Source organism: Methylobacterium sp. Leaf100, assembly GCF_001422845.1.
Lineage (GTDB): Bacteria > Pseudomonadota > Alphaproteobacteria > Rhizobiales > Beijerinckiaceae > Methylobacterium.
The window spans coordinates 68,403-89,182 of record NZ_LMMW01000005.1 but is presented as its reverse complement, the minus strand read 5'-3'; the positions used below and the strand labels follow the sequence as shown (position 1 = coordinate 89,182).

At 70.9% G+C, this 20,780-nt stretch carries 20 protein-coding genes and 1 tRNA gene; 10 read left to right on the top strand and 11 right to left on the bottom strand.

Annotated features, from left to right (window positions below; translation table 11 throughout):
• Positions 1-70 precede the first annotated feature (70 nt).
• Together ASF25_RS05615 and ASF25_RS05610 are read left to right on the top strand one after the other, a co-directional pair.
• Entirely contained in the window at positions 71-352 is a 282-nt protein-coding gene (locus ASF25_RS05615) for a DUF2218 domain-containing protein (RefSeq protein WP_056176950.1), read from the top strand.
• Between the two features lie 94 nt (positions 353-446).
• Positions 447-971, top strand: coding sequence for a GNAT family N-acetyltransferase (locus ASF25_RS05610; protein ID WP_056303838.1), 525 nt, complete (start codon positions 447-449; stop codon positions 969-971).
• A gap of 319 nt (positions 972-1,290) precedes the next feature.
• Here ASF25_RS05610 and ASF25_RS05605 read toward each other — a convergent pair.
• From ASF25_RS05605 to ASF25_RS05590, 4 genes are all read right to left on the bottom strand, one after another.
• A tRNA-Arg gene (locus tag ASF25_RS05605) sits at positions 1,291-1,367 on the bottom strand.
• Between the two features lie 223 nt (positions 1,368-1,590).
• The gene (locus ASF25_RS05600; RefSeq protein ID WP_082502503.1) at positions 1,591-2,544 is read right to left on the bottom strand and encodes an MBL fold metallo-hydrolase; all 954 of its coding nucleotides are present in this window, start codon (positions 2,542-2,544) and stop codon (positions 1,591-1,593) included.
• 179 nt (positions 2,545-2,723) lie between these two features.
• Entirely contained in the window at positions 2,724-3,932 is a 1,209-nt protein-coding gene (locus ASF25_RS05595; RefSeq protein WP_244472909.1) for a murein L,D-transpeptidase family protein, read from the bottom strand.
• 156 nt (positions 3,933-4,088) lie between these two features.
• Positions 4,089-6,632 (bottom strand): ABC transporter transmembrane domain-containing protein, encoded by a 2,544-nt coding sequence (locus ASF25_RS05590; protein WP_056303789.1) that lies wholly within the window; start codon positions 6,630-6,632, stop codon positions 4,089-4,091.
• 494 nt (positions 6,633-7,126) lie between these two features.
• Between ASF25_RS05590 and ASF25_RS05585 the strand changes: the two genes are divergently transcribed.
• Positions 7,127-9,283 (top strand): TonB-dependent siderophore receptor, encoded by a 2,157-nt coding sequence (locus tag ASF25_RS05585; RefSeq protein ID WP_082502502.1) that lies wholly within the window; start codon positions 7,127-7,129, stop codon positions 9,281-9,283.
• Between the two features lie 55 nt (positions 9,284-9,338).
• Here ASF25_RS05585 and ASF25_RS05580 read toward each other — a convergent pair whose 3' ends face one another.
• Positions 9,339-9,743 carry a 4-oxalocrotonate tautomerase family protein gene (locus tag ASF25_RS05580; RefSeq protein ID WP_056267056.1) on the bottom strand — a complete coding sequence of 135 codons (405 nt, stop codon included), beginning with the start codon at positions 9,741-9,743 and terminating at the stop codon, positions 9,339-9,341.
• Between the two features lie 101 nt (positions 9,744-9,844).
• Here ASF25_RS05580 and ASF25_RS05575 point away from each other — a divergent pair, with 101 nt between their 5' ends.
• On the top strand, positions 9,845-10,693 hold the full coding sequence (locus tag ASF25_RS05575; protein ID WP_056303787.1) for a LysR family transcriptional regulator: 849 nt from the start codon (positions 9,845-9,847) through the stop codon (positions 10,691-10,693).
• Positions 10,694-10,723: 30 nt separating this feature from the next.
• On the opposite strand, the gene map is transcribed toward ASF25_RS05575, so the two are convergent.
• Positions 10,724-11,473, bottom strand: coding sequence for a type I methionyl aminopeptidase (gene map / locus ASF25_RS05570; protein WP_056176411.1), 750 nt, complete (start codon positions 11,471-11,473; stop codon positions 10,724-10,726).
• A 186-nt stretch (positions 11,474-11,659) separates the two neighbouring features.
• Between map and ASF25_RS05565 the strand changes: the two genes are divergently transcribed.
• The 4 genes from ASF25_RS05565 (at position 11,660) to ASF25_RS05550 (ending at position 14,890) form a co-directional block, all read left to right on the top strand.
• Positions 11,660-12,145, top strand: a complete 486-nt coding sequence (locus ASF25_RS05565) for a hypothetical protein (protein WP_056303784.1) — start codon at positions 11,660-11,662, stop codon at positions 12,143-12,145.
• The gene (locus tag ASF25_RS05560) at positions 12,139-12,600 is read left to right on the top strand and encodes a DUF2442 domain-containing protein (RefSeq protein ID WP_056303782.1); all 462 of its coding nucleotides are present in this window, start codon (positions 12,139-12,141) and stop codon (positions 12,598-12,600) included. Before ASF25_RS05565 ends, ASF25_RS05560 begins: the two co-directional genes overlap by 7 nt.
• 184 nt (positions 12,601-12,784) lie before the next feature.
• Entirely contained in the window at positions 12,785-13,600 is an 816-nt protein-coding gene (locus ASF25_RS05555) for a class II glutamine amidotransferase (protein ID WP_056303780.1), read from the top strand.
• A gap of 555 nt (positions 13,601-14,155) precedes the next feature.
• Positions 14,156-14,890, top strand: a complete 735-nt coding sequence (locus tag ASF25_RS05550; RefSeq protein ID WP_056176406.1) for a sigma-70 family RNA polymerase sigma factor — start codon at positions 14,156-14,158, stop codon at positions 14,888-14,890.
• Positions 14,891-15,012: 122 nt separating this feature from the next.
• Here ASF25_RS05550 and ASF25_RS05545 read toward each other — a convergent pair whose 3' ends face one another.
• On the bottom strand, positions 15,013-16,971 hold the full coding sequence (locus tag ASF25_RS05545; protein WP_056267059.1) for a YgiQ family radical SAM protein: 1,959 nt from the start codon (positions 16,969-16,971) through the stop codon (positions 15,013-15,015).
• Positions 16,972-17,236: 265 nt separating this feature from the next.
• Positions 17,237-17,533 carry a hypothetical protein gene (locus ASF25_RS05540; RefSeq protein ID WP_056176401.1) on the bottom strand — a complete coding sequence of 99 codons (297 nt, stop codon included), beginning with the start codon at positions 17,531-17,533 and terminating at the stop codon, positions 17,237-17,239.
• A 267-nt stretch (positions 17,534-17,800) separates the two neighbouring features.
• On the opposite strand from ASF25_RS05540, the gene ASF25_RS05535 reads away from it, so the two are divergent.
• Complete coding sequence (locus tag ASF25_RS05535) at positions 17,801-18,211, top strand: DUF1236 domain-containing protein (protein WP_056303776.1); 411 nt, start codon at positions 17,801-17,803, stop codon at positions 18,209-18,211.
• Positions 18,212-18,378: 167 nt separating this feature from the next.
• Complete coding sequence (locus tag ASF25_RS05530) at positions 18,379-18,633, top strand: hypothetical protein (RefSeq protein WP_056176395.1); 255 nt, start codon at positions 18,379-18,381, stop codon at positions 18,631-18,633.
• Between the two features lie 30 nt (positions 18,634-18,663).
• Here ASF25_RS05530 and mscL read toward each other — a convergent pair whose 3' ends face one another.
• From mscL to ASF25_RS05515, 3 genes are all read right to left on the bottom strand, one after another.
• A complete protein-coding gene (gene mscL, locus ASF25_RS05525; RefSeq protein WP_056176393.1) occupies positions 18,664-19,086 on the bottom strand; it encodes a large conductance mechanosensitive channel protein MscL in 423 nt (140 codons plus the stop codon).
• A 69-nt stretch (positions 19,087-19,155) separates the two neighbouring features.
• Positions 19,156-20,031 carry a CDP-diacylglycerol--serine O-phosphatidyltransferase gene (pssA, locus tag ASF25_RS05520; protein WP_056176936.1) on the bottom strand — a complete coding sequence of 292 codons (876 nt, stop codon included), beginning with the start codon at positions 20,029-20,031 and terminating at the stop codon, positions 19,156-19,158.
• Positions 20,032-20,040: 9 nt separating this feature from the next.
• Positions 20,041-20,763 carry a phosphatidylserine decarboxylase gene (locus tag ASF25_RS05515; RefSeq protein WP_280137327.1) on the bottom strand — a complete coding sequence of 241 codons (723 nt, stop codon included), beginning with the start codon at positions 20,761-20,763 and terminating at the stop codon, positions 20,041-20,043.
• Positions 20,764-20,780 lie beyond the last annotated feature (17 nt).

Here is a 20,780-nt window from a genome sequence, read left to right as displayed (position 1 = left end):
GGGCATGGCCCCGTGCGACGCCACCCGCCCTTCCGGCGAGCCGACCTCCACCTCAGGAAAGCAACAGCCCATGCCCGAGAGCAGCGCCGTCGTCAGGACGCCCCATGCGAGCCGCTACCTGCAGCAACTCTGCAAGCACTGGTCCCACAAGTTCGAGACGGAGTTCGACGCCACCCGCGCCCGGATCGTCCTGCCCCTCGGCGAGACGCGGCTCAGTGCCGATGCCGAGACCCTGACGATCGTGCTCGCGGCCGAGGACGCGGCCAGGCTCCCCGATTTTCGCGACGTCGTCGTGCGTCACGTCGAGCGCTTCGCGTTCCGGGAAACGCTGCGCTTCGAATGGTCGTCGTGAGGTCGAAGGCCCGGCGCCGATCCGGGGTGGGCGTTCCCCGGGCAGGACGTGTCGCGAGACGGGATGGATGAGGATGACGGGCGGGATGACGGAAATGAAACACGCCGGGCGCAGCGCGGATGTCGGCTTCCGCGCCATGCGCGACACCGACATGCCGGGTCTGTTCGAGATCTACAATCAGCCGGCCTTCCGCCTCGGCACGCTCGCGCTGCCCTACGAATCGTACGAGACGGTCAAGGCCTGGGCGGAGCCGCGGTCTCCGCGGGACCTCCATCTCGTCGCGGATCTGTCGGATCGCGTCGTCGGCGCGGCGGCGCTGCGTCCGTTCTACGGGCGGCGGGCGCATGCGGCGGAGTTCTGGATCGCCGTCCATGCCGATTTCGCCGGGAACGGGATCGGCTCCCGCCTGCTCGCCGCGATCATCGACACCTCGGAGCAGTGGCTCAACGTGACCCGGATCGAAATGACCGTGTTCACCGACAACGCGCCGGCGATCGCCCTCTACAAGAAGTTCGGGTTCGCGATCGAGGGGACGCACCGGGCAGCGAGCTTTCGCGATGGCGTGCTCGTCGACGCCTACTGCATGGCCCGCCTACGGCCCTCCCCCGCGGCCGGATGAGCCGACCGTCGCGGGACGCGGCAGCGGCCGAACGGAGCGGCCGATCCCGCCGCGACGGCAAGCGCATCCCCGCGGTCGCGCGCGAACCCGATCGCCACGAGCGCAAGCCTCCGAATACAAGCCTTCAGACGCAAGCCTCCGGACAGATGGAGCATCAAGGACGGAACCGAGCGGGCAATCTGCCGAAGGCCCGGGATACGAGCCTGGCGCACGCCGTGACGCGTCAAGCCGCACGTCGGGGTTGCTCGCGTTCCATATCCGGGTTGGAAGCTTTGGTCGGCAACGCGGCCTCATGGGCTCGCTCGCTGCTCGATGTTGTTGGCGCGCCCGAAAGGATTCGAACCTCTGACCCCCAGATTCGTAGTCTGGTGCTCTATCCAGCTGAGCTACGGGCGCGTGCCGGGCCGGTGGGTCTCGGAGGAGACGTGCCGGCCGCGAGCCGGTGTTTAGAAGCTCCCTTTCCGGCTGGCAACCCCTTCCGGACAAGTTTTGCGGGCAAAGGATGCGGCGGCGGCAGGCGGGGTGAATCCGGGCCGGAAGAGCTGGTTGGCCCCACCCCGCGGGACGGGCGGAAGGTCCCCGCGGGACGGGCGGAAAGCCCCCTGCGGGACGGCCAGCCCTACGGGACGGCCGCGAGGGCGGGGGCCGGGCGGATGGGTGCGCCGCGGCCGAGCCGGGGCGGGAGGACGATCTGTTGGCGCTCGCGGGCGATGAAGCTCGTCGGCATGACGGCCTGCATCTCGGCCTCCATGCGGCGCAGGGTGTCGTCCGTGTGACACGGATGAAGGTGGATGATCGCCAGGGCCTCGACGCCGGCGGCGCGGGCGAGCTCCATGCCCTTCTGCCAGGTGGAATGGCCCCAGCCCCGGCAGACCGGGTACTCGCCCTCGGTGAACATGCCGTCGTAGACCATGAGGTCGGCCCCGCGCACGAACTCGAGGAGCGCCGGGTCGGGCCAGGGATCGGAATGCTCGATGTCGCTGATGATGCACAGGCGCCGGCCGGCATGATCGAAGCGGTAGCCCACCGACCCTTGCGGATGGTTGAGCAGGATGGTGTCGACCTGCGCGCCGTCGGCGAAGGCCAGGGTCTCGCCGGCGCGGAAGCCGTGATGCGCGAAGCGGCACGGCAGCACGTCGAGGCTCACGGGAAACAGCGGCGGGGCGAACAGCCGGTCGAGGGCGGCGGCGGCACTCTGTCCGTCGAGGTTGCCGCACCAGGTGTTGATGGTGCGGCCGGCGTCGAGCACCACGGGCTTGAAGAACGGCAACCCGGCCGTGTGATCGAGGTGGAGGTGGCTGAACAAGAGGTCGATGTCGCCCGAGAGGCCGTCCCGGTGGTGCCGGCCGCAGGCGTTCAGGCCCGAGCCCGCGTCGAGGAGGAACAGCCGCTCGCCGTAGCGGATCTCCATGCACGGCGTGCTGCCGCCGAATTCGACGTAGTCCGGCCCGCTGACCGGGGTGGAACCGCGCACGCCCCAGAAGCGTAGGGAGAGGCCCTCGTCCGATCGAACGAGGCCGTCGTCGGGCTGGGTGAACCCGTTCTGCGCGTGCGACCCGTTCGAGCGTGTCATGGTTCGCTTACCAATTGCCCCGATCCGCCTCGGGCCCGAGGGCCGCCTTCGACCTGCGAGACCGTAGGGTCGCCGGTGGTCGCGGCCGAGAGTGTGCCAGGATTGAAGTGGAACGAGTCTGAGGTAAGCAGCCCCTCGGACTACCGATGTGCGGGTTCGCACATGGTCGGGCGCCGGTTTCAGCGCCGGGCGAGATACGCCGGACCGGCCGAAGATCCTGAGGTTGTCGAAGAACCGGGGCCGGCCCAATGTCCGGGCGGGGCGAGCCCGGCGGTGTCCCGGTCCATCGCATTCAGGCGCGCGAGGCCCTCGGGCGGCGGCAAGGTGCCGGCAAGGCTGGCCCGCACCAAGCGCGGCAGGGCGTCCGCATAGGCGGTGAGCAGCGGCCCGAACCGCGCCGTCGCGGCCGGCCGCGACAGGTTGGCCGTGCGGGCGAAGGCCATGCGCAGCTCCGGCCCGGCCCAGCGCGACCACACGGCCTCGGCGACGACCACGCGGGGGCGGGCCGGGATCGTCACCACTTCCAAGCCCGCATAGGCCAGGGCCTCGGGCCGGCTGACCTCGCCCAGCGACCCGCCCCGCGCGGCGTGCGCCGCCCAGAACGCGTGCTGCCCGCCATCGGAATAAGTCGTGCGCACGGCCGCACTCCCATCCTCCACCGCCTGGGCGATGCGGCCCTCCTCGTCGGCCCGGTGGGCGGCGACGCGGGCCTCGCGGACGGGGTCCCGGTCCGGTGCGAAACTGTAGCGGCCGGCGACCACGCTCACGGCGGGCTCCTCGCCCAGGGCCTCGAACCGGTCGGAGCCGACCTTGAGCTGGCGCCAGAAGTCGATGTTCGGGTCGGTGCGGTGCCGGGCCATGTTCTGGGCCGTCATCCGGAACGGGTAGGACTGGAACTGGAACGCCGCCTGCCCCCCCGCGAAGGCCTCGCGGGCGATGGCGTAGATCTCGCCCACCACGGCGTCCGTCATGGCGAAGCAGCCCATGGACGAACACACGCCGTGGACCATCACGGCCGAGCCGGTGGAGCCGTGGGCGCGGTCGTAGGCGTTGGGGTAGCCGACGTCGAAGGAGAGGTAGTAGCTCGAATTCGGGTTCATCTGGCGCTGGGGCACCGTGTAGAACCCCTCCGGGGTCTGGCGGTCGCCGGTCTTGCGCTTGGGGCCGAGCTGGCCCGACCAGCGGCAGATGGGAAAGGTCTTCACGTGGACGAAGCGGCCGGACCCGGCCCGCTTCCACACCTCGATCTCGCTCTCCTTCTTGTAGGCGCGAAACAGCACGGGCGCCTGGGCGGTGGTGCCGCGCGCCTGCATCAGCGCCAGGGTGGCGGCGGGGATCGGCGCGAAGGCCTTGCCGGTGGCGGCGAGGGCGGGCGCAGCGAGGCTCATCGCAAAAAGTGCGGCCCAGAGGAACGGTCGAAGGGGTAAGACCATGCGCGGCCCGAGGATGGAGCGACCCGTCCGGCGCGGATGCCGTGCGATCAATCTCCCTTGCGTATCGCATCCCATTGCGGCCGCAAGTGGGGGATTTTTTCCCGGTACTCCCTACCCCGCCACCACGGTGTTCCGTTCCACCCGCAGCACGGTATCGAACGGCGCCGCCCCATCGAGCACGCCGGCGTCCGGCAGGCACACGATGAGGCCGCGGCCGGCGCGGGCGGCGCGCAGGGCCGCGAGGCGGGGGCGGATCTCTTCGGGCTTGCGGTCCTCCAGCGCGATGGCCACCACGGCGATGTCGGGGCGGCGCACGAGGCAGCGGGCGAGGTCGATGGCGATGCGCTCGCGCGGGCCGATGGCGTTCTCGCCGAGACTCGCGCCGCCGCCGCCCATCCCGGGCTCGACCCGGCTGTCGAGGCCGAGGCGGTAGACCGTCGGCTCCAGGCCCTCGTCGGCGAGCACCCGGCGCACCAGGGCGCGCACCCGCGCCTCGGCCCCGGCCTCCTCGCCGTTGATGCGGCCGAACAGGATGTTCTCCTCCAGGCTCGCGGCGGCCGTGAGGGTGGCGGGATCGTAGAACTCGACGCTGTCGCGGAGCGAGGGCGGCATCAGCCGGGCGAAGGAATGGCGCGCGGCGACGATGCGGGCCTCGAAGGCGGCGTCGACGAGGCCGAGGCGGTGACGGGTCTCGCTGTAGCGCAGCGCCAGGCCGATGAGGCGCTTGCGGTCGCGCTGGCCCGCCGGCCCGCGCCGCCAGCCCTTGGCCTCGGGCATGCGCGCGACGAGATCCTCGAAGAACCCGCGCTCGGAGGCCGGAAACAGCGAGAACGCGTCGAACAGCGGATGGTCGTCGGGCAAGTCCGAAAAGATCTCGCCGAGGCTGCGGGCCACCTGCAGGCCGACCTCGGCCAGGGGCCGGACGAGGTCCTCGGCCTCCAGCACGGCGCGCAGGTACGGATGGGCGGCGATGCGCTCGGGCGCGAAGGCCGGTCCCACGGCCTCGCCGAACAGGATGTTCTCGCCGACCGTGGCCTGGTGGTTGTAGCGGGCGGGGTCGAACGGCTCCACGAGGCGGCCGGCCTTGTCGGCGGCGAGCGCCGCCCGCACGGCGTCGCGGGCGACCACCACCGCACGGGCGACGGCGGGCTCGGCCCGCGGATCGACGGTGCCCTCGAGGCCGCGCGCGTACACAATGGCGTCGAGGCCCGTGAGGGCGAGGATCGCCCGCAGGTCGTCGGGCTCGCCCTCGGCGGCGTGGAGCGGCGCCGCGCCGTACAGGATGTTCTGGCGCAGCGACCCCTCGACCAGGATGGCCTCGGCGCCGGCGAGCGCGATGCGCCGGGCGCGCTCCTCGGGCGCGAAGGCCCGCAGGTCCGTCCCCCCGTAGGTGACGGCCCCGGCCGTGGGTTCGAGCTGGCCCGCGAGCAGGGCGGCGAGCGCCCGCCCGCCGCCCTGCTCGCCCAGGATCGCGACGTGGCCCGGCATCGCGACGGTGAGATCGACGGCGGCGAGGCGCTCGCCCGTCACCGGATCGTAGGCGCCGACCCCCTGGGCGCTCAGGGCGCCGCCCTCGGGAAAGGCGGCGACGCGGGCCGGACGCGGCGGGGTGCGGGCCTCGAGGGCCGGCAGGGCCTGGGCGATGCCCCGGAAGGTCGCGAGCAGGTCGCGGTGGACCGTGTGCAGGTGGAGGGCGACGGCGAGCGCCACCACCGCGAGGGCGAAGCCGCCGCCCGCCGCCACCAGGGCGCCGGGCGCGACGGGCGCCCCGTCGCGCCACAGGGCGACGGCGACCACGATGGCGGGCAGGAGGATGCCCAGCGCCATGGAGGGCGCGCGGGCGGAGGCGAGGGCCGATTCCGAGCGCTCCAGATGGGTCCGGGCGGCCTGTCCCTTGGCGGCGAGGCGGGCGCGCTCGAAGGCGGCAGCGCCGTGGGCCCGCACGGCCGGCATGCGACGGATCAGGTCGGCGAGCGCCCGCTCGAAGGTGGCGCCGGAGCGCAGGCGCAGGGCCGTGCGCGCCCGCATCCGCCGTTGGATCAGCGCGCGGGCGAGGCCGGCGGCCAGCAGCCCCACGGCGACCGTGGGCACGAGGCGGGGCGCGGCGAGCCAGGCGAGGCCCAGCGCCAGGAGGGCGGTGCCCAGCGCCATGGCGGGCACGAGAAGGCCGAGGCCGAACAGGGTGTCGATGCGGGCGAGGAGATCGCCCACGGACTGCGCCACCGCGCGGGCGTCGTCGCGGGCGGCGGGGGGCGCGCGCAGGATCGCCTCGGTGACGCGGGCGTTGAGGCGCTCCACCGTGCGGCTCTGGGCGACGAAGCACAGGCGGGCGACGCCCCAGCCGAGGGCCGCCGAGGCCAGGGCCGCGCCCGAGAGCACCACGAGGGCGAGGCGCACCCGCTCGGCCGGCGCCAGGGGCCAGCCCGCGAAGAGCACGAAGGCCCCCTCCCCCGGCGGGCGCCACGGCAACAGCGCCGCCACGCGCAGGAACGCGTCGGCGTGGTCGGGCGCCGCCACCAGGACGCCGACGAGGTCGCGCAGGCACAGGAGGGCGAGGAGGGCGAGGGGGCCGCCGAGCCCCAGGGTGAGGGCGATGGCGGCCCCGTGTTCCGCCGGCGCGGATCGCCAGGTGAAGACGATCGGCTCGCGGTCCATCGGCATCCTTCGCGTCCCGCCCCGCGCGCCGGAGCCTCGGCGCCGGCTTAGAGGATCGGGACGATGGGTGAAAGCGCGGGGGCGCACGTCGCGGCGCAGCCCCGGCGGGCGAACGGCACGTCGACGGTCTGACCGCCCCTGCTGCGGCGCCCCGGCCAAGGATCGCCCAGGGGTTTCGGGGCACATCCGGTCGCGAGGGGATGGCCGGAACGGGTTCGCATCGCGATCCCCCATGGTTCGCCGCGCGGCCCGGAGGCGGATGATCTAGGCGAAGACAAACTTTATCTGCTACCTTTCGTGGAAGACTTGAGGAAGGCGGGTTGTTTTTAATTATTACAATTCTTGTTTGTTGAATTATTGTCACATCTCGACCATCACGGATTAAAGTCCGGAACCTTTTGTGCCTCACCCGCTTGCGGCCTCCCCGGTGCGGGTGCTCAACGGCGGCGTTGACGGAGCGCCGGGGCGTCCGCCGCAGGTCGGAGGGGGACGCGATGCCGAAGGTCTACGGGGATGGATGGCTGCGGGTCGCGACCGTTCTCGGCGGCCTGACGCCGCTCTGCGTGGCCGGCGCCGTCGCGCAGCCCGCCGGCGTGCCGGAGGAGGTGGCCCTGTCGGAGCTGTCGGTGGCCGGCTCCGGGCTCGGCACGGGCGAGCGCGCCACCGGCCCGGTGGTGGGCTACCGCGCCACCCGGTCGGCCACGGCGACCCGGACCGACACCCCCTTACGCGACACGCCCCAATCCGTGCAGGTGGTGCCGCGCGAGGTCCTGGAGGACCGCCAGGACGTCCGGCTGTCGGATGCGCTCGCCAACGTCAGCAACGTGCAGCCCGGCGGCACCCTCCAGGGCCGCTCGGACACCTTCCTCATCCGCGGCTTCCGCACCCAGACCTACGCCGTCGACGGCGTGCTGCTGAACCAGGCCAACAACTTCCTCTCGACCCAGCGCGACCTCGCCGACGTCGAGCGCATCGAGGTGCTGAAAGGCCCGGCCTCCGTCCTCTACGGGCGCGGCGACCCCGGCGGCCTCGTCAACATCGTCACGCGTCGCCCCAACATGGCGCCGTCCGGCGACCTCACCGTGCAGGGCGGCAGCTACGGCTTTGCGCGGCTCCAGGGCTCGGTCTCGGGGGCGCTGCCCGGGACGGAGGGCTTCGCCGGCCGGGTCAGCTTCGCCGCGCAGGACGACCCGACCTTCCGCAACTACGGCGACGACCGGAGCAATTCGCGCTTCTTCGTCGCCCCGGCCTTCACCTGGACGCCCACCGCCGACACCCGCGTCGAGTTCCTGGCCGAGATCACCCGGCAGGATACGCAGTACGACGAGGGCCTGATCGCCCGCAACGGCCGAGTGCCGCTGGACGACATCGCCCGCTTCTACGGCACCACGAATTCCCGCTACGCCGGGGCTTCGAACTTCGCGACCCTGCGCGTGGAGCACGACCTCACTCCGGACGTGACCCTGCGCCAGATCGTCAACGTCCAGTCGGGCTCCTTCGACGTGTTCGCGGCCCGCGCCACGGCGGTGAACCCCGCCGGCACCCTGGTCACGCGGCGGGGCTCCCTCGTCAATTCGGACTTCGCGTCCATCGACACCCAGTCCGAGGTCGTGGCGAAGTTCGACATCCTCGGCCTGCGCCACACCTTCCTGGCCGGCTTCGAATACACCAACGGCTACCGCCGGCCGATCTCGCAGCAGACCGCCGCCACGACGACCACGAGCTTCCTCAACCCGGTGCCGCGCATCGCCTACGGGGCATTCACGTTCCAGAGCGACCTGAAGCAGCGCAACGACCTCTACGGGGTCTACCTGCAGGACCAGATCGACCTCGGCGCCGGCCTGCAGCTGCTGCTGGGCACGCGCATGGATTTCGGCAGCCAGTTCTTCTTCAGCCGCACGCCGACCTCGCGCACGGTGCCGCCCGAGCAGGAGCTGTTCGGATTCTCGCCGCGCGTCGGCCTCGTCTACCGCCCCGTCGAGCCGCTCACCCTGTACGCGAGCTACACGAACTCGTTCAAACCGCAGACCGACAACGTGCTCGGCGCCACCAATCCGCCGCCCGAAACGGGCGTGCAATACGAGGTCGGCGCCCGCTACGACCTCGTTCCGTCCCTCCTCACGATCAGTGCCGCCGCCTTCCGCATCGAGCGCCAGAACGTGTCCGCCGCCGATCCGGTCAACACCGGCTTCTCGGTGATCACCGGCGCCCAGCGCTCGGAGGGCGTGGAATTCGACATCGCAGGCGAGATCCTGCCGGGCTGGAAGATCATCGGCGGCCTGGGCTACCTCGACGCCAAAATCGCCCGGGACACCACCTTCGCGGTGGGCAACCGCCTCGTCGGCGTGCCCGAGTTCAGCGCCAGCGTGTGGTCGACCTATCAGATCCCCGACGGCCCATGGCGCGGCCTCGGCGTCGGCTTCGGCGCGACCCATGTGGGCGCGAGGTTCGGCGACCTCAACAACAGCTACAAGGTCGGCGCCTATACACGCCTCGACGCGGCTTTGTTTTACGATTACGAGCGCTACCGCTTCGCCATCAACGCCCGCAACCTCACGGACGCGCGCTACATCGAGCAGCCGTTCAACCCCTTCAACAACCAGCCGGGCTCCCCCCTGACGGTGCTGGCGACCATCACGGCGCGGATGTGAAGACGGGGCGCCGGGGGGCCGCGGTTCGGCCCCCCGGCGCGCCGCCCTCGGGCAGCTATCCCGGGTTGGCGACGGCCCAGCGGCCATTCTGGGTGCGGCCGCCGTAGCCGTAGGCGTCGCCGTCGACCGCATGCACGAACGCGTAGCATTCCGCGTGCAACGGGCCGATCAACCTCGCCATGCCGGCGAAGGCCGCCTGGACGAACGCGGTGGTCTCGGCCTTCGTGTTGGTCCCGGCCGTGATCTTGATGTCGAGCCAGAACGCCGACAGCCCCGCCTCCGTCGGGCGCCGTCCGGCGATGAACCACCCCTGCGGATCGGCCTCCTCCACCAGCACGGCGGTGACGTCCGGGTCCTTGCCGAGCCGCTCGGCGCCGAGGCGGGTCGCCAGCCAGGCGATCTCGGACCTCAGGTTCTCGCGCGGCGATGCGGTGACGTAGCGGACGGTGATCATGGGCATGGGAGCCTCCTTGGGCTTCGGGGTGCGGAGATGACTTTGGACCTGTTCGCGTCGGCGCAGAACGCTATGATGCGCACGCTTCATCATAGCGGTTCGATATCATGCTCGACCTCGTTTCCGTCCGCCTGTTCATCCTCGCGGTGGAGTTCGGCAACCTGACCCGGGCGGCGGAAGCGGCCGGGACGGTGCAGCCGGTGGTCAGCACGCGCCTCAAGGCGCTCGAGGCGGCCCTCGGCCGCAAGCTGCTCGACCGCACGCCCCGCTTCGTTCGGCCGACGGAGGACGGCGTGGCCTTCCTGGCCAAGGCACGGGCGCTGATGGCGGCCCACGACAGCGCCGCGTGCTTCGACGACGCGCCGACCATGCGGTTCGCCATCGGGGCGAGCGACCACGCCCTCGGAACCGGCCTGGAACACGTGATCCGCCACGTCCGCGCCGCCCTCCCGTCGCGCAGCGCCCTCGAGCTGCGCAGCGGGACCTCCCTGCAGGTCCGCGCGGCGTTCGACGACGGCGACCTCGATGCGGTGATCGTCCGGCGGGAGGCGGGCGGCGCGGAGGGGGAGGTGCTCGGGCTGGACCCCCTGGGCTGGCGATGCGGGGACGACGACGCCCTCGCGCAGGACCGCGCCGTCCCCCTGATCACCCTCGGGCCGGCCTGCGGGGTGAGGGCCGTCGCCGTCCGGCGTCTCGACGCGGCCAACCGCCCGTGGCGGGAGGCCTTCATCGGGGGCAGCTGCAGCGCGCTCCTGGCCGCCGTGCGCGCGGGGCTCGGCGTCGCCCCCATGGGGGCCGTCGCCTCGGGGCGCATGGGCGACGTCGGACCGCGCCTCGGCCTTCCCGACCTGCCGCCCTCCGAGATCGTGATGCTGGCACGCACCGGCTCCCCGACGGCCGCCGCCGCGGCCCGCGCCCTCGACGCCGCCGTCCGGACCCTGCTGCGGGAGGCGTGACGGGCGGGACTCCGCCGAACCGGGTGCCCCCTAACCCGGCACGGTCAGCACCACCGGCCCGTTGCGGGTGGCGACGACGGTGTGTTCGTACTGCACCGTGAGGGCGCGGGGGCGGCTGTAGAGGGTCCAGGGGTCGTCGCCATCCTCCGCGAAATCGGCGCCCAGGGACAGGAACGGCTCGACGGTGAACACCAGCCCCTCGCCCATGATCCGGCGCTCGGAGGCGTCGGGCCAGGTGGCGATCTCCTTCGGCTCTTCGTGCAGGGACAGGCCGACGCCGTGGCTCGCGAGGTTGCGCACCAGGGTGTAGCCGTTCTTCTTCGCGAAGGCGCCGACCGCCTGCCCGATGCCCGAAAGCGGCTTGCCCGTGCCGACCTGGCGCAGGCCGGCCCACAGCGCCCGGCGCCCGTCCCGGCACAGGCGTTCGACGGCGCGGGTCACCGGCGGCACGGCGAACGACGCGCCGGTGTCGGAGAAGGTGCCGTCCTTCTCCGCCGAGACGTCGATGTTGACGAGATCCCCCGGCGCGATCCGGCGCGCCCCCGGGATGCCGTGGGCGATCTCCTCGTTGATGCTGATGCAGGTCGCCCCGGGAAAGCCGTAGGCGAGCTCGGGCGCCGGCCGCGCGCCCGCGCCGGCGAGGAACGCCCGCCCGATCCCGTCGAGTTCGGCCGTGGTCATGCCGGGCTCGATGGCCCGGCCCATGGCCTCCAGGGTGTTGGCGACGATGCGGCCGATCCGCTTCAGCGCCTCCAGCTCGTCGTCGCTCGACACCGTCATGCGGTTTCCTCATCGCGGAGCCGGACGCGGCTCGGGGCAGGACGGTTCTGCCAGCTTCGGGGGAGCGGGCCAAGAAATCCAAAGGCCGCGCCTGCACTCTTTGGTTTTGCGATGGCCCGGAGCGGTGGCGGGCCCTCCGGCATCGCCCCCTTGGAATAACCCAACCGATGGGTTATCAGGAAGCCTATGGCGGGGACGATCTTCTGGCACGGTGCGATCCAGGTCTTCATCGCAGCCGAAGATCACCCACCGCCGCACATTCATGCACACCACGCCAGCGAGGGATGGACCGCGCGGTTCAGGTTCTCGTTCCTGTCCGACATCACGGGGCTCTACAGATTTCGGCGCCGACAGCGCCGACCGGGCGTCGCGACCCTGAACGCGGTGGCCGACGCCATCATGGATCATCTGCCCGCCTGTCGGGAGGCCTGGTGGAACACGCACGGATCCCGGCATGGAATCGGCCTCGTGAACCAGCGTGTCGAATTCCGCCCCACCCCGGATGGCGACGGCGTGCGGGCCAGGGTGGCGCGCAAGGCCGATCCCCACGCCGCCAGCATCACGACGGCGGCTTACGATGTCCGGACGGGACGGGTCACCCTGAGCCTCGCGGATGGACGAACGCTTTCGCTCACGGCGGGCCAGCACATCGAGGAGGCCGCGGAATGGTAAAGCAGGACGACGCGTGGACCCTTCCGCGCCGAAAGCCGATCACCAAGGCGATCTTGGATCGGGCCACCGCCACCGAAACGGCGCGTGCGAGCCACGAACATCAGGCCCGGGCGGCGTGGTTCGATCCACACCACGACGCGGTGCTGATGATCCTGACGGATGGGCGCGCCTTCGGCGCCCAGCGCAGCCTCATCCCGTCCCTGTGCGAGGCTTCGCCGGAGCATCTCCATGGATTGCGCGCCACGGAGGATGGCGCGTTCCTCGCCGTTGCGGCGCTCGATCTGCACATCAACGTCGATGGCCTCGTGACACGCCTGATCGAGCAATCCCCCGTCACGATCCGCCAGGCGGGAGCCCGTCTGGCGGGGCAGGCCGTCTCCGCCGCCAAGGCGACGGCTGCGGCCCGGAACGGCCGGCTCGGCGGCCGGCCGCGCAGGGATGCGAAGGCCGGTTGACGCCCCCTCGGGCGTTTCCCGCAGGAGCGACGGCCCCAAATGCGAAATCCGGCTTCCCCGGGGCCACGGGCGGACCAATATAGGTTAGACCGCGCAACCGGTTCCGCCGGCCGTCCGTTTCCGCCTGCCTGCGTCCGCCCGCTCCGCCCCGCCGCCCGTCCCGACCGGAACTCCCCGAAATCCCATGTGCGAACTGCTCGGCATGAGCGCGAACGTGCCCACCGACATCCGGTTCTCCTTCGCCGCCCTGGCGCGGCGCGGCGGCGAGACCGGCCCGCATGCCGACGGCTGGGGCATCTCGTTCTACGAGGGACGGGGCGCGCGCGCCTTCCACGAGCCGGAGCCGAGCGCGCAATCGGAGCTGGCCCGGCTCCTGCGCCGAACCCCGATCAAGAGCCGCATCGTCATCGCCCACGTGCGCAAGGCCAATCGCGGCCGGGTCAACCTCGAGAACACCCACCCGTTCAGCCGGGAATTGTGGGGCCGGCGCTGGACCTTCGCGCATAACGGCCAGTTGAAGGGTGTGAAGAAGTGGCCGCTGACGTGGTTCAAGCCCGTGGGCTCCACGGACAGCGAGCACGCCTTCTGCTGGATGCTCGACCAGTTGCAGCAGCGCTGGCCCGACCTTCCGAGCCCGGCCCGCCTCGACCGGGCCGTGGCGGATCTGTGCGCCGAACTCCACGGATTGGGCGTGTTCAATATGCTGCTCTCGGACAGCCGCACCCTCTACGCCCATTGCGGCAAGCGCCTGTGCTACCTCACCCGCTGCGCCCCCTTCGGCACCGCCACCCTGGTGGACGAGGATTGGCGCGTCGATTTCGCGCAAGAGACCGGCACGGACGACGTGGTGACGGTGATCGCCACCAAGGCGCTGACCCGCGACGAGTGCTGGACCGACGTCGAGCGCGGCCACGTGCTCTCGCTCCGCGACGGCGCCGTCCGCATCCTCAAGCCCGACGGCCGGGCCTCGGCACAGGTGCCCTCCCCCTGCGGCTGCTGAGCGACTCTTTATACAGGACCAGCCCTTGGCCGGTCCCAACGGCGGATGGCGCGCCGAAGAGGTGTTCGAGCGCGGTGCGTAGGGCCCGCCGCGCTCCCTCTCCTTTCGGGCGGGGCAATTGCTCCCTTCGGTCGGGGCGATTGCATATGCCGTTTGGGACCGTTTGAAGTCCCGCCCCGCTTTGTCATCCCGAGGCCGCGGAGCGGAACCCGGACCCCGGAGACACGGGTTTGGCCAAGTCTTGCTCTGCCGGCGGCTCTGGATTGCACGCCTCCGGCGCGAATCTGGATTCCGGGTTCGCCTGCGGCGCCCCGGAATGACGCAGATGGTCGAATGCGATCGCCCTGCCTGGACGGAGAGGAAACCCACGCTGCCCGCGCAAGGCATCGGACCGCGGGGCTGTTGATGTGGACGATGGCGCAACCCTGACGGTTGCGGGCCGGGATGCGTGGCCGGGCGGGATGCGCTACAACGCGTCCACACGACGGGCGTCGCGCGTGTTGTCTTCCACGCGCCGGACGCTCTCCCCCGCGATCGACCAGAATACGACGAGCCATGACCCGCGACGCGATCGACACTGCCGCCGACCTCGACACCGCCGAGGATGCCCGCCCGAACCTGTCGTCCAACATCCGGACGCATCTCGGCGAGCACCTGCGCACGGTCTACGACCGCCTTCCCACGGACGAGCAGCCGACCCGCTTCGCCGAACTCATCGAGAAGCTCGAAGCCGCCCTGAAGGCGCGCGGCGAGGCCATCGAACCCGAGTTCCGCAACGGATTGCTCGCCGCCGTGCCGTCGTTGCGCGCCTTCGCCCTGTCGCTGACGAGCAACCCGGCCCGCTCCGACGACCTCGTGCAGGACACCCTGCTCAAGGGCTGGCAGCACCGCGCCCGGTTCCAGCCGGGCACGAACCTCAACGCGTGGCTGTTCACCATCCTGCGCAACATCTTCTACTCGGACCACCGCAAGCGCGTCCGTGAGGTCGAGGACCAGGACGGCTCCTACGCCGCGCGGCTGGCCACCGCCCCGCACCAGGGCGACCGCCTCGACGTGGAGGACCTGCAGACGGCGCTGGGCAAGCTCCCGCCCGACCAGCGCGAGGCCCTGGTGCTGGTGGGTGCCGAAGGCGTCTCCTACGAGGAGGCCGCCGCCATCATGGGCTGCAAGGTCGGCACGGTGAAGAGCCGCGTCAGCCGCGCCCGCGGGCGCCTCGCCGAACTCCTCGGCTACGACGAGGAAGACCTGTCGTCGGACCGGCTGATCCAGTCGGCGATGCCGAAGGACTGACGCGCCGCCCGGATCGAAGAGCGGCCCGGGGCGGAGAACCGCCCCGTGGTCGCCCGCGCTTTGCCGTTCCCAGGTTTGCCGTCCCCGGAACGCCCGCAGCGGCCGATGGCCGGGTGGGCCCGTCACTTCCCCAGAGGTACGCCCTTGGTGGTGAAACGCGGCGCGCCCGGGTGGCGCCCGGGTCGCGGCTGGCCTTGCCCCTTGCCGCCCGCCTTGCCCAAACCCGTTCCCGGCGGCTGCGCGAGCGGGATGAGCTGGTCCGGCCGCGGCCCGATGAGATCGGCGCGGCCCATGGCCCGCAGCGCCTCGCGCAGCAGGGGCCAGTTCTCGGGGTCGTGGTAGCGCAGGAACGCCTTGTGCAGGCGGCGCTGCCGCATCCCCTTGATCGCGTCGACGGGCTCGCTGCCACCGCGCCGCACGCCCTGCAGGGGATTGATCTCGGTGTGATACATGGTCGTGGCCGTCGCCATGGGCGAGGGCAGGAACGTCTGCACCTGATCGGCGCGGTAATCGTTCTTCTTCAGCCAGACGGCGAGGTTCATCATGTCCGCGTCGGTGGTGCCGGGATGCGCCGCGATGAAGTACGGGATCAGGTAGTATTTCTTGCCGGCCTTCTTGGCGGCGGCGTCGAACATCTCCTTGAAGCGGTCGTAGGTGCCGATGCCCGGCTTCATCATCAGGTCGAGGGGCCCGCGCTCGGTGTGCTCGGGCGCGATCTTGAGACGGCCCCCGACGTGGTGGGTCACGAGTTCCTCGACGTATTCGGGGCTCCGGACCGCCAGATCGTAGCGCACGCCGGAGGCGACCATCACCTTCTTGACGCCCTCCACCTCGCGGACCTTGCGGTAGAGGCGGATCAGGTCGTCGTGCGAGGTGTTGAGGTTCGGGCAGATGTCCGGAAACACGCAGGACGGCAGGCGGCACGCCGCCTCGATCTTCGGGTCCTTGCAGGCCATCCGGTACATGTTGGCCGTGGGGCCGCCGACATCCGAGATCACGCCCGTGAAACCCGGGGTCTTGTCGCGGATCAGCTCGATCTCGCGCAGGATCGAGCCCTCCGAGCGGTTCTGGATGACGCGGCCCTCGTGCTCGGTGATGGAGCAGAAGGTGCAGCCGCCAAAGCACCCGCGCATGATCGTCACCGAGAACTTGATCATGTCCCAGGCGGGGATCTTCGCGTCGCCGTAGGCGGGATGGGGCGCGCGGGCGTAGGGGAGGTCGTAGACCGAATCCATCTCCTCGCTGGTGAGCGGGATCGGCGGCGGGTTCAGCCACAGGTCGCGGTCGCCGTGGCGCTGGACCAGGGGGCGGGCGTTGCCGGGATTGGCCTCCCGGTGCAGCACCCGCGAGGCGCGGGCATAGGCCTCCTTGCAGTCCTTGACCTCGTCGTAGGCGGGGAGCCGGATCACGGTCTCGCCGGGGCGGCGCATGGCGGCCTCGTCGGCCGAGTCGAGATCGTCGGCGGGCAGCTCGGTGTAGTGCTCGGGCACCCGGCGGAACAGGGCGACGCCGCGGACGGAATCGAGCTCGTGCGGCTTCGCGCCGGCGGCCATGCGGTTCGCCACCTCGACCACGGCGCGCTCGGCATTGCCGTAGAGGAGGAGATCGGCCTTGGCATCCGCCAGGATCGAGCGGCGCACCTTGTCGGACCAGTAATCGTAGTGGGCGATGCGGCGGAGCGACGCCTCGATGCCGCCGAGGATGATCGGCACGTCCTTGTAGGCCTCGCGGCAGCGCTGCGTGTAGACGATGGTCGAGCGGTCCGGGCGGGCGCCGCCTTCCCCGCCCGCCGTGTAGGCGTCGTCGCTGCGCAGGCGCCGGTCCGCCGTGTAGCGGTTCACCATCGAATCGAGATTGCCGCCGGTGACGCCGAAGAACAGCGTCGGCCGGCCCAACACCTTGAACGGCTCCGCCGATTGCCAGTCGGGCTGCGCGATGATGCCGACCCGGAAGCCCTGCGCTTCGAGCAGGCGGCCGATGATGGCCATGCCGAAGCTCGGATGATCGACATAGGCGTCGCCCGTCACCAGGACGATGTCGCAGGCATCCCACCCGAGCCTGTCCATCTCTGCCCGGCTCATGGGCAGGAACGGCGCCGCGCGTCCGGGGCGCGGCGGCTTGCAGGCGAGGGGCGCCACGGATCGGCTCGCGGACGCTTGCAGGGGGGACGCCTGGAGGTGGGAAGTTTCGAGGTGGGAAGCTGGGAGGTCCATGGGATCCGTGCATAGACCGCCGAGGCCGCGAGCTCAACGAAGCGCGCGGGGCGCCGCGCCTTTCGCCCTGCGGGACCGGCGACCGTGACGGATCGCGCCGGCCGGTCCCAGAACCGGTGCGGCGGATCCGAGATCAGTTCCGCGCGCCCTGGGAGGCGCCGATGCCGCCCAGCCCGATGCCGGTGTTGGCGCTGCGGCCGGACCCGCCGCCCATGTTCCCCATGCCGCCGTAGAGGCTGCTGACGCCCTGCCCGCGCAGGATGCCGGTGGGATCGCGCCGGGTGTTGCGACGCGGACCCTCGATGACCTGCTCGGGCGCCTGGTAGGTCGGCGCTTGGCTGAGGGCGTTCCAGGTCCGCGATTGTGCGGTGGCGCCGCTGGTCCCGACGACGAGGAGCGGCGCGGCGATGAGGAGGGCGGCAAGACGCATGTGATGCTCTTCTGTGCGAGTGGACTATAAAATAATCAACGTCCCACCCAGACGGCCTAATCCGCAGGCTTAACTGCTCATAGAGTAAGCATCGTGCCTTCCCACACATCACCGACACGGACATCGTCGCGGCTCGGGATGATCGCCCCGGGTCTCCCACGGAAGGAGACTGGATTTCACCGCATCCCTTTCGGGGGGTCGCACGTTGAGGCCCCGAACCCACGGTGCTTCACGGCGTCGCGGGACAGCCTTTCGGGAGACCCGACCATGAATCTCAAGACTCTTCTCGCCGCTTCGGTGCTTGCCCTCAGCCTGCCCATGGCCGTCCAGGCCCAGGGCCTCGTGCGTGGGGCCGAGCGCGGCGCCCAGGACGGCGCCGATGCGGCCGGCCCCCTCGGGGCCATCGTGGGCGGCGCCGTCGGCGCGGCCACGGGCACGGTGGGCGGCATCCTCGGCGTCGACGACCGTCCGCGCTTCCGCCAGTACGTTACCCGCGAGCGCCGCTCGTCCTACGCCTATGACGGAGATGTCCGCGTCGGTACCGTGCTGCCGAGCGCCGGCGTGACCTATTACGACGTGCCGGACGAGTACAACGCCCGCGACTCGCGCTACACCATCGTCAACGACCGCCCGGTCCTGGTCGACCGCAGCCGCCGGATCGTCGAAGTCATCGACTAGGCTTGAACCGTCCTCTGACCTGATCGTTCGGCCTGGCCGGATTTGAGAAAGCCCCCGGCGACGGGGGCTTTTTTGTCGAGGGGCGGACCGTCATTTGTGAGCACCGACGCAACACTTGCCCGGGCCCGACCGTTGTGCAGTCTTGAACCGACGGGAGACTTCCAGCCGTGAGCGACCACCCCCACGATGCCGCCCTGCCGGAGCCGGTGCGCGATCACCTCGGCCAGCAACTGCGCTCGGTCTTCACCACGGACGAGGCGGTGCCGGAATACCTCGGCGACCCGGTGACGCCCCAGGCGTTCGGCCCTCAGCTCAAGCGCCTGGAAGTGCGGCTGAAGACCCACGAGGAGGGCACCGGCGCCGTCGAGCACGCCCTCGACGGGCTCGTGGAGGACCTGACGGGCAAGCCTCCCCAGCCGTGAGGCTGGCGCAGCCGGGAGGCCGGCGCGGCCCTAGACGGCCGGCTTCGTCGCCAGGAGGTCGCGGATCTCCGTGAGGATCTTCACGTCGGCCGGCACTTCGGGGGTGGGCTTCGCCTCCTCCTTGCTGACGAGGCGGTTCATCGCCCGGATCACGAGGAACAGCACGAAGGCGACGATCATGAAATTGATCGCCACGGTGAGGAACTGGCCGTAGCCGATCACCGCGCCCTGCTTCTTGGCGTCGGCGTAGGCCGCGCCCTTCTGTACGCTCGACGACAGGGCGATGTAGTAGTTCGAGAAATCGAGGCCGCCCGTGATGGCGCCGATCATCGGCATGAACACGTCCTGCACCGCCGAGGTGACGATGGCGCCGAACGCCGCGCCGATGATCACGCCGACCGCGAGATCGACCACGTTGCCGCGCAGGGCGAATTTTTTGAATTCTTCGAGCATCGCAGTCTCCGCACCTGATTCTTCGCGCGAAGACTACGGGATGCCGGTGCAGGGCGACAGGCGGGCGCCTCAGCTGTCCACGGCGCGATCGCGCTCGGAGCCGCCCGGATCGCGGTCGTCCGGCGCGGGCGCTGGCAGGGAGGCGGCGGCCCGCGCCTCGGCCTTGGCCCGCCGGCGGTACTGCGCCGCCCCGATGGGCAGGGTGACGAGGTAGCCGAGCGCCAGCGCCACCATGGCCTCGAACGGGAACGAGATCAGCAGCCCGAAGGCCGCGACGCCCACGAGGAAGATCGGCAGCACGGCTTCCCGCGGCACGCGCTTGCCGACCGTCTTGCCCGAGAAGGTCGGCACCGTGGAGACCACGAGGAGCGCGATGCACAGCATGTAGCCGAGCACCACCGGGGCGGCCCAGCGCTCCAGGGGCAGGCCGAGGAAGTGCAGGTAGAGCGGCAGCAGCACCGTCAGTGCGCCCGCCGGCGCCGGCATGCCGACGAAGAAATCCTTCTTCCAGGCCGGGCGGTTGGGATCGTCCAGCATGGCGTTGAAGCGGGCGAGCCGCAGGGCCATGGCGATGGCGAAGATGAGGGCGACGATCCAGCCGACCGACTTCAGCTCCTTCAAGGCGAAGCCGTAGAGGATCAGCGCCGGGGCGCAGCCGAAATTGACGAAGTCGGCCAGCGAATCGAGCTCGGCCCCGAAGCGCGAGGTCCCTTTGAGCATCCGCGCCACCCGCCCGTCGATGCCGTCGAGGAAGGCGGCGGCCACGATGGCGATGACGGCGGGCTCGAACTTGCCCTCGAAGGCGAGGCGGATGGCGGTGAGCCCGAGGCAGAGCGCCATCAGGGTGATCATGTTGGGCGCGATCATCCGGAACGGCACCGGCTTGAACCGGCGCGGCCGGGGCTCGTTGGCGTCGGGCGCGAAGGGCGGGAACAGATCGTCCATGCTCATCCCTCAGATGCGGCGGAAGGCGCGCTCGGGCCCGCCGGCGAGATCGGCCAGCACGGTCTCGCCCGCCACCGCCTTCTGGCCGAGCCCGACGAGCACGCGGGTGCCGACGGGCAGGTAGACGTCGACCCGCGAGCCGAAGCGGATGAGGCCGAAGCGCTCGCCGACGTTCAGCGTATCGCCGGCATGGACCCAGCCGACGATGCGGCGCGCCACGAGGCCGGCGATCTGCACCACGCCAATGCGCAACGGCGCGCCCGCGTGCGTCGTCTCCAGCACGAGGCCGTTGCGCTCGTTGTCGTCGCTGGCCTTGTCGAGTTCGGCGTTGAGAAACAGCCCGGGGGTGTAGTGGATCTGCCCGATCTTGCCCGTCATCGGCACGCGGTTCACGTGGCAGTCGAACACGTTCATGAACACCGAGACGCGCAGCATCGGCTCCTGCGGCAGGTCGAGCTCGGGCGGCGGCAGCACGGTGGAAATCAGGTTCACCCGCCCATCGGCCGGCGACACCACCAGTCCGTCGCCCACCGGGGTGACGCGCTCGGGATCGCGAAAGAAGTAGCAGACCCACAGGGTGAGGATGAGGAAGATCCACCCGAGGAACTGGGCGAAGTACCCGCCGATCACCGTCAGCACGATGCCGATGAGGATGAACGGATAGCCCTCCTTGTGGATCGGCACGAGGGTTCGGCGAATCGTCTCGAGGAGGTCGGACATGCGGTCTTTCAGATCGTGGCCCGGCACGG

What these genes read in the sequence shown, in the direction of transcription:
- ASF25_RS05615 (WP_056176950.1), top strand. Translation starts at nt 71, where the DNA reads ATGCCCGAGAGCAGCGCCGTCGTCAGGACGCCCCATGCGAGCCGCTAC.
- ASF25_RS05610 (WP_056303838.1), top strand. Translation starts at nt 447, where the DNA reads ATGAAACACGCCGGGCGCAGCGCGGATGTCGGCTTCCGCGCCATGCGC.
- ASF25_RS05600 (WP_082502503.1), bottom strand. Translation starts at nt 2,544, where the DNA reads ATGACACGCTCGAACGGGTCGCACGCGCAGAACGGGTTCACCCAGCCC.
- ASF25_RS05595 (WP_244472909.1), bottom strand. Translation starts at nt 3,932, where the DNA reads ATGAGCCTCGCTGCGCCCGCCCTCGCCGCCACCGGCAAGGCCTTCGCG.
- ASF25_RS05590 (WP_056303789.1), bottom strand. Translation starts at nt 6,632, where the DNA reads ATGGACCGCGAGCCGATCGTCTTCACCTGGCGATCCGCGCCGGCGGAA.
- ASF25_RS05585 (WP_082502502.1), top strand. Translation starts at nt 7,127, where the DNA reads ATGCCGAAGGTCTACGGGGATGGATGGCTGCGGGTCGCGACCGTTCTC.
- ASF25_RS05580 (WP_056267056.1), bottom strand. Translation starts at nt 9,743, where the DNA reads ATGCCCATGATCACCGTCCGCTACGTCACCGCATCGCCGCGCGAGAAC.
- ASF25_RS05575 (WP_056303787.1), top strand. Translation starts at nt 9,845, where the DNA reads ATGCTCGACCTCGTTTCCGTCCGCCTGTTCATCCTCGCGGTGGAGTTC.
- map (WP_056176411.1), bottom strand. Translation starts at nt 11,473, where the DNA reads ATGACGGTGTCGAGCGACGACGAGCTGGAGGCGCTGAAGCGGATCGGC.
- ASF25_RS05565 (WP_056303784.1), top strand. Translation starts at nt 11,660, where the DNA reads ATGGCGGGGACGATCTTCTGGCACGGTGCGATCCAGGTCTTCATCGCA.
- ASF25_RS05560 (WP_056303782.1), top strand. Translation starts at nt 12,139, where the DNA reads ATGGTAAAGCAGGACGACGCGTGGACCCTTCCGCGCCGAAAGCCGATC.
- ASF25_RS05555 (WP_056303780.1), top strand. Translation starts at nt 12,785, where the DNA reads ATGTGCGAACTGCTCGGCATGAGCGCGAACGTGCCCACCGACATCCGG.
- ASF25_RS05550 (WP_056176406.1), top strand. Translation starts at nt 14,156, where the DNA reads ATGACCCGCGACGCGATCGACACTGCCGCCGACCTCGACACCGCCGAG.
- ASF25_RS05545 (WP_056267059.1), bottom strand. Translation starts at nt 16,971, where the DNA reads ATGAGCCGGGCAGAGATGGACAGGCTCGGGTGGGATGCCTGCGACATC.
- ASF25_RS05540 (WP_056176401.1), bottom strand. Translation starts at nt 17,533, where the DNA reads ATGCGTCTTGCCGCCCTCCTCATCGCCGCGCCGCTCCTCGTCGTCGGG.
- ASF25_RS05535 (WP_056303776.1), top strand. Translation starts at nt 17,801, where the DNA reads ATGAATCTCAAGACTCTTCTCGCCGCTTCGGTGCTTGCCCTCAGCCTG.
- mscL (WP_056176393.1), bottom strand. Translation starts at nt 19,086, where the DNA reads ATGCTCGAAGAATTCAAAAAATTCGCCCTGCGCGGCAACGTGGTCGAT.
- pssA (WP_056176936.1), bottom strand. Translation starts at nt 20,031, where the DNA reads ATGGACGATCTGTTCCCGCCCTTCGCGCCCGACGCCAACGAGCCCCGG.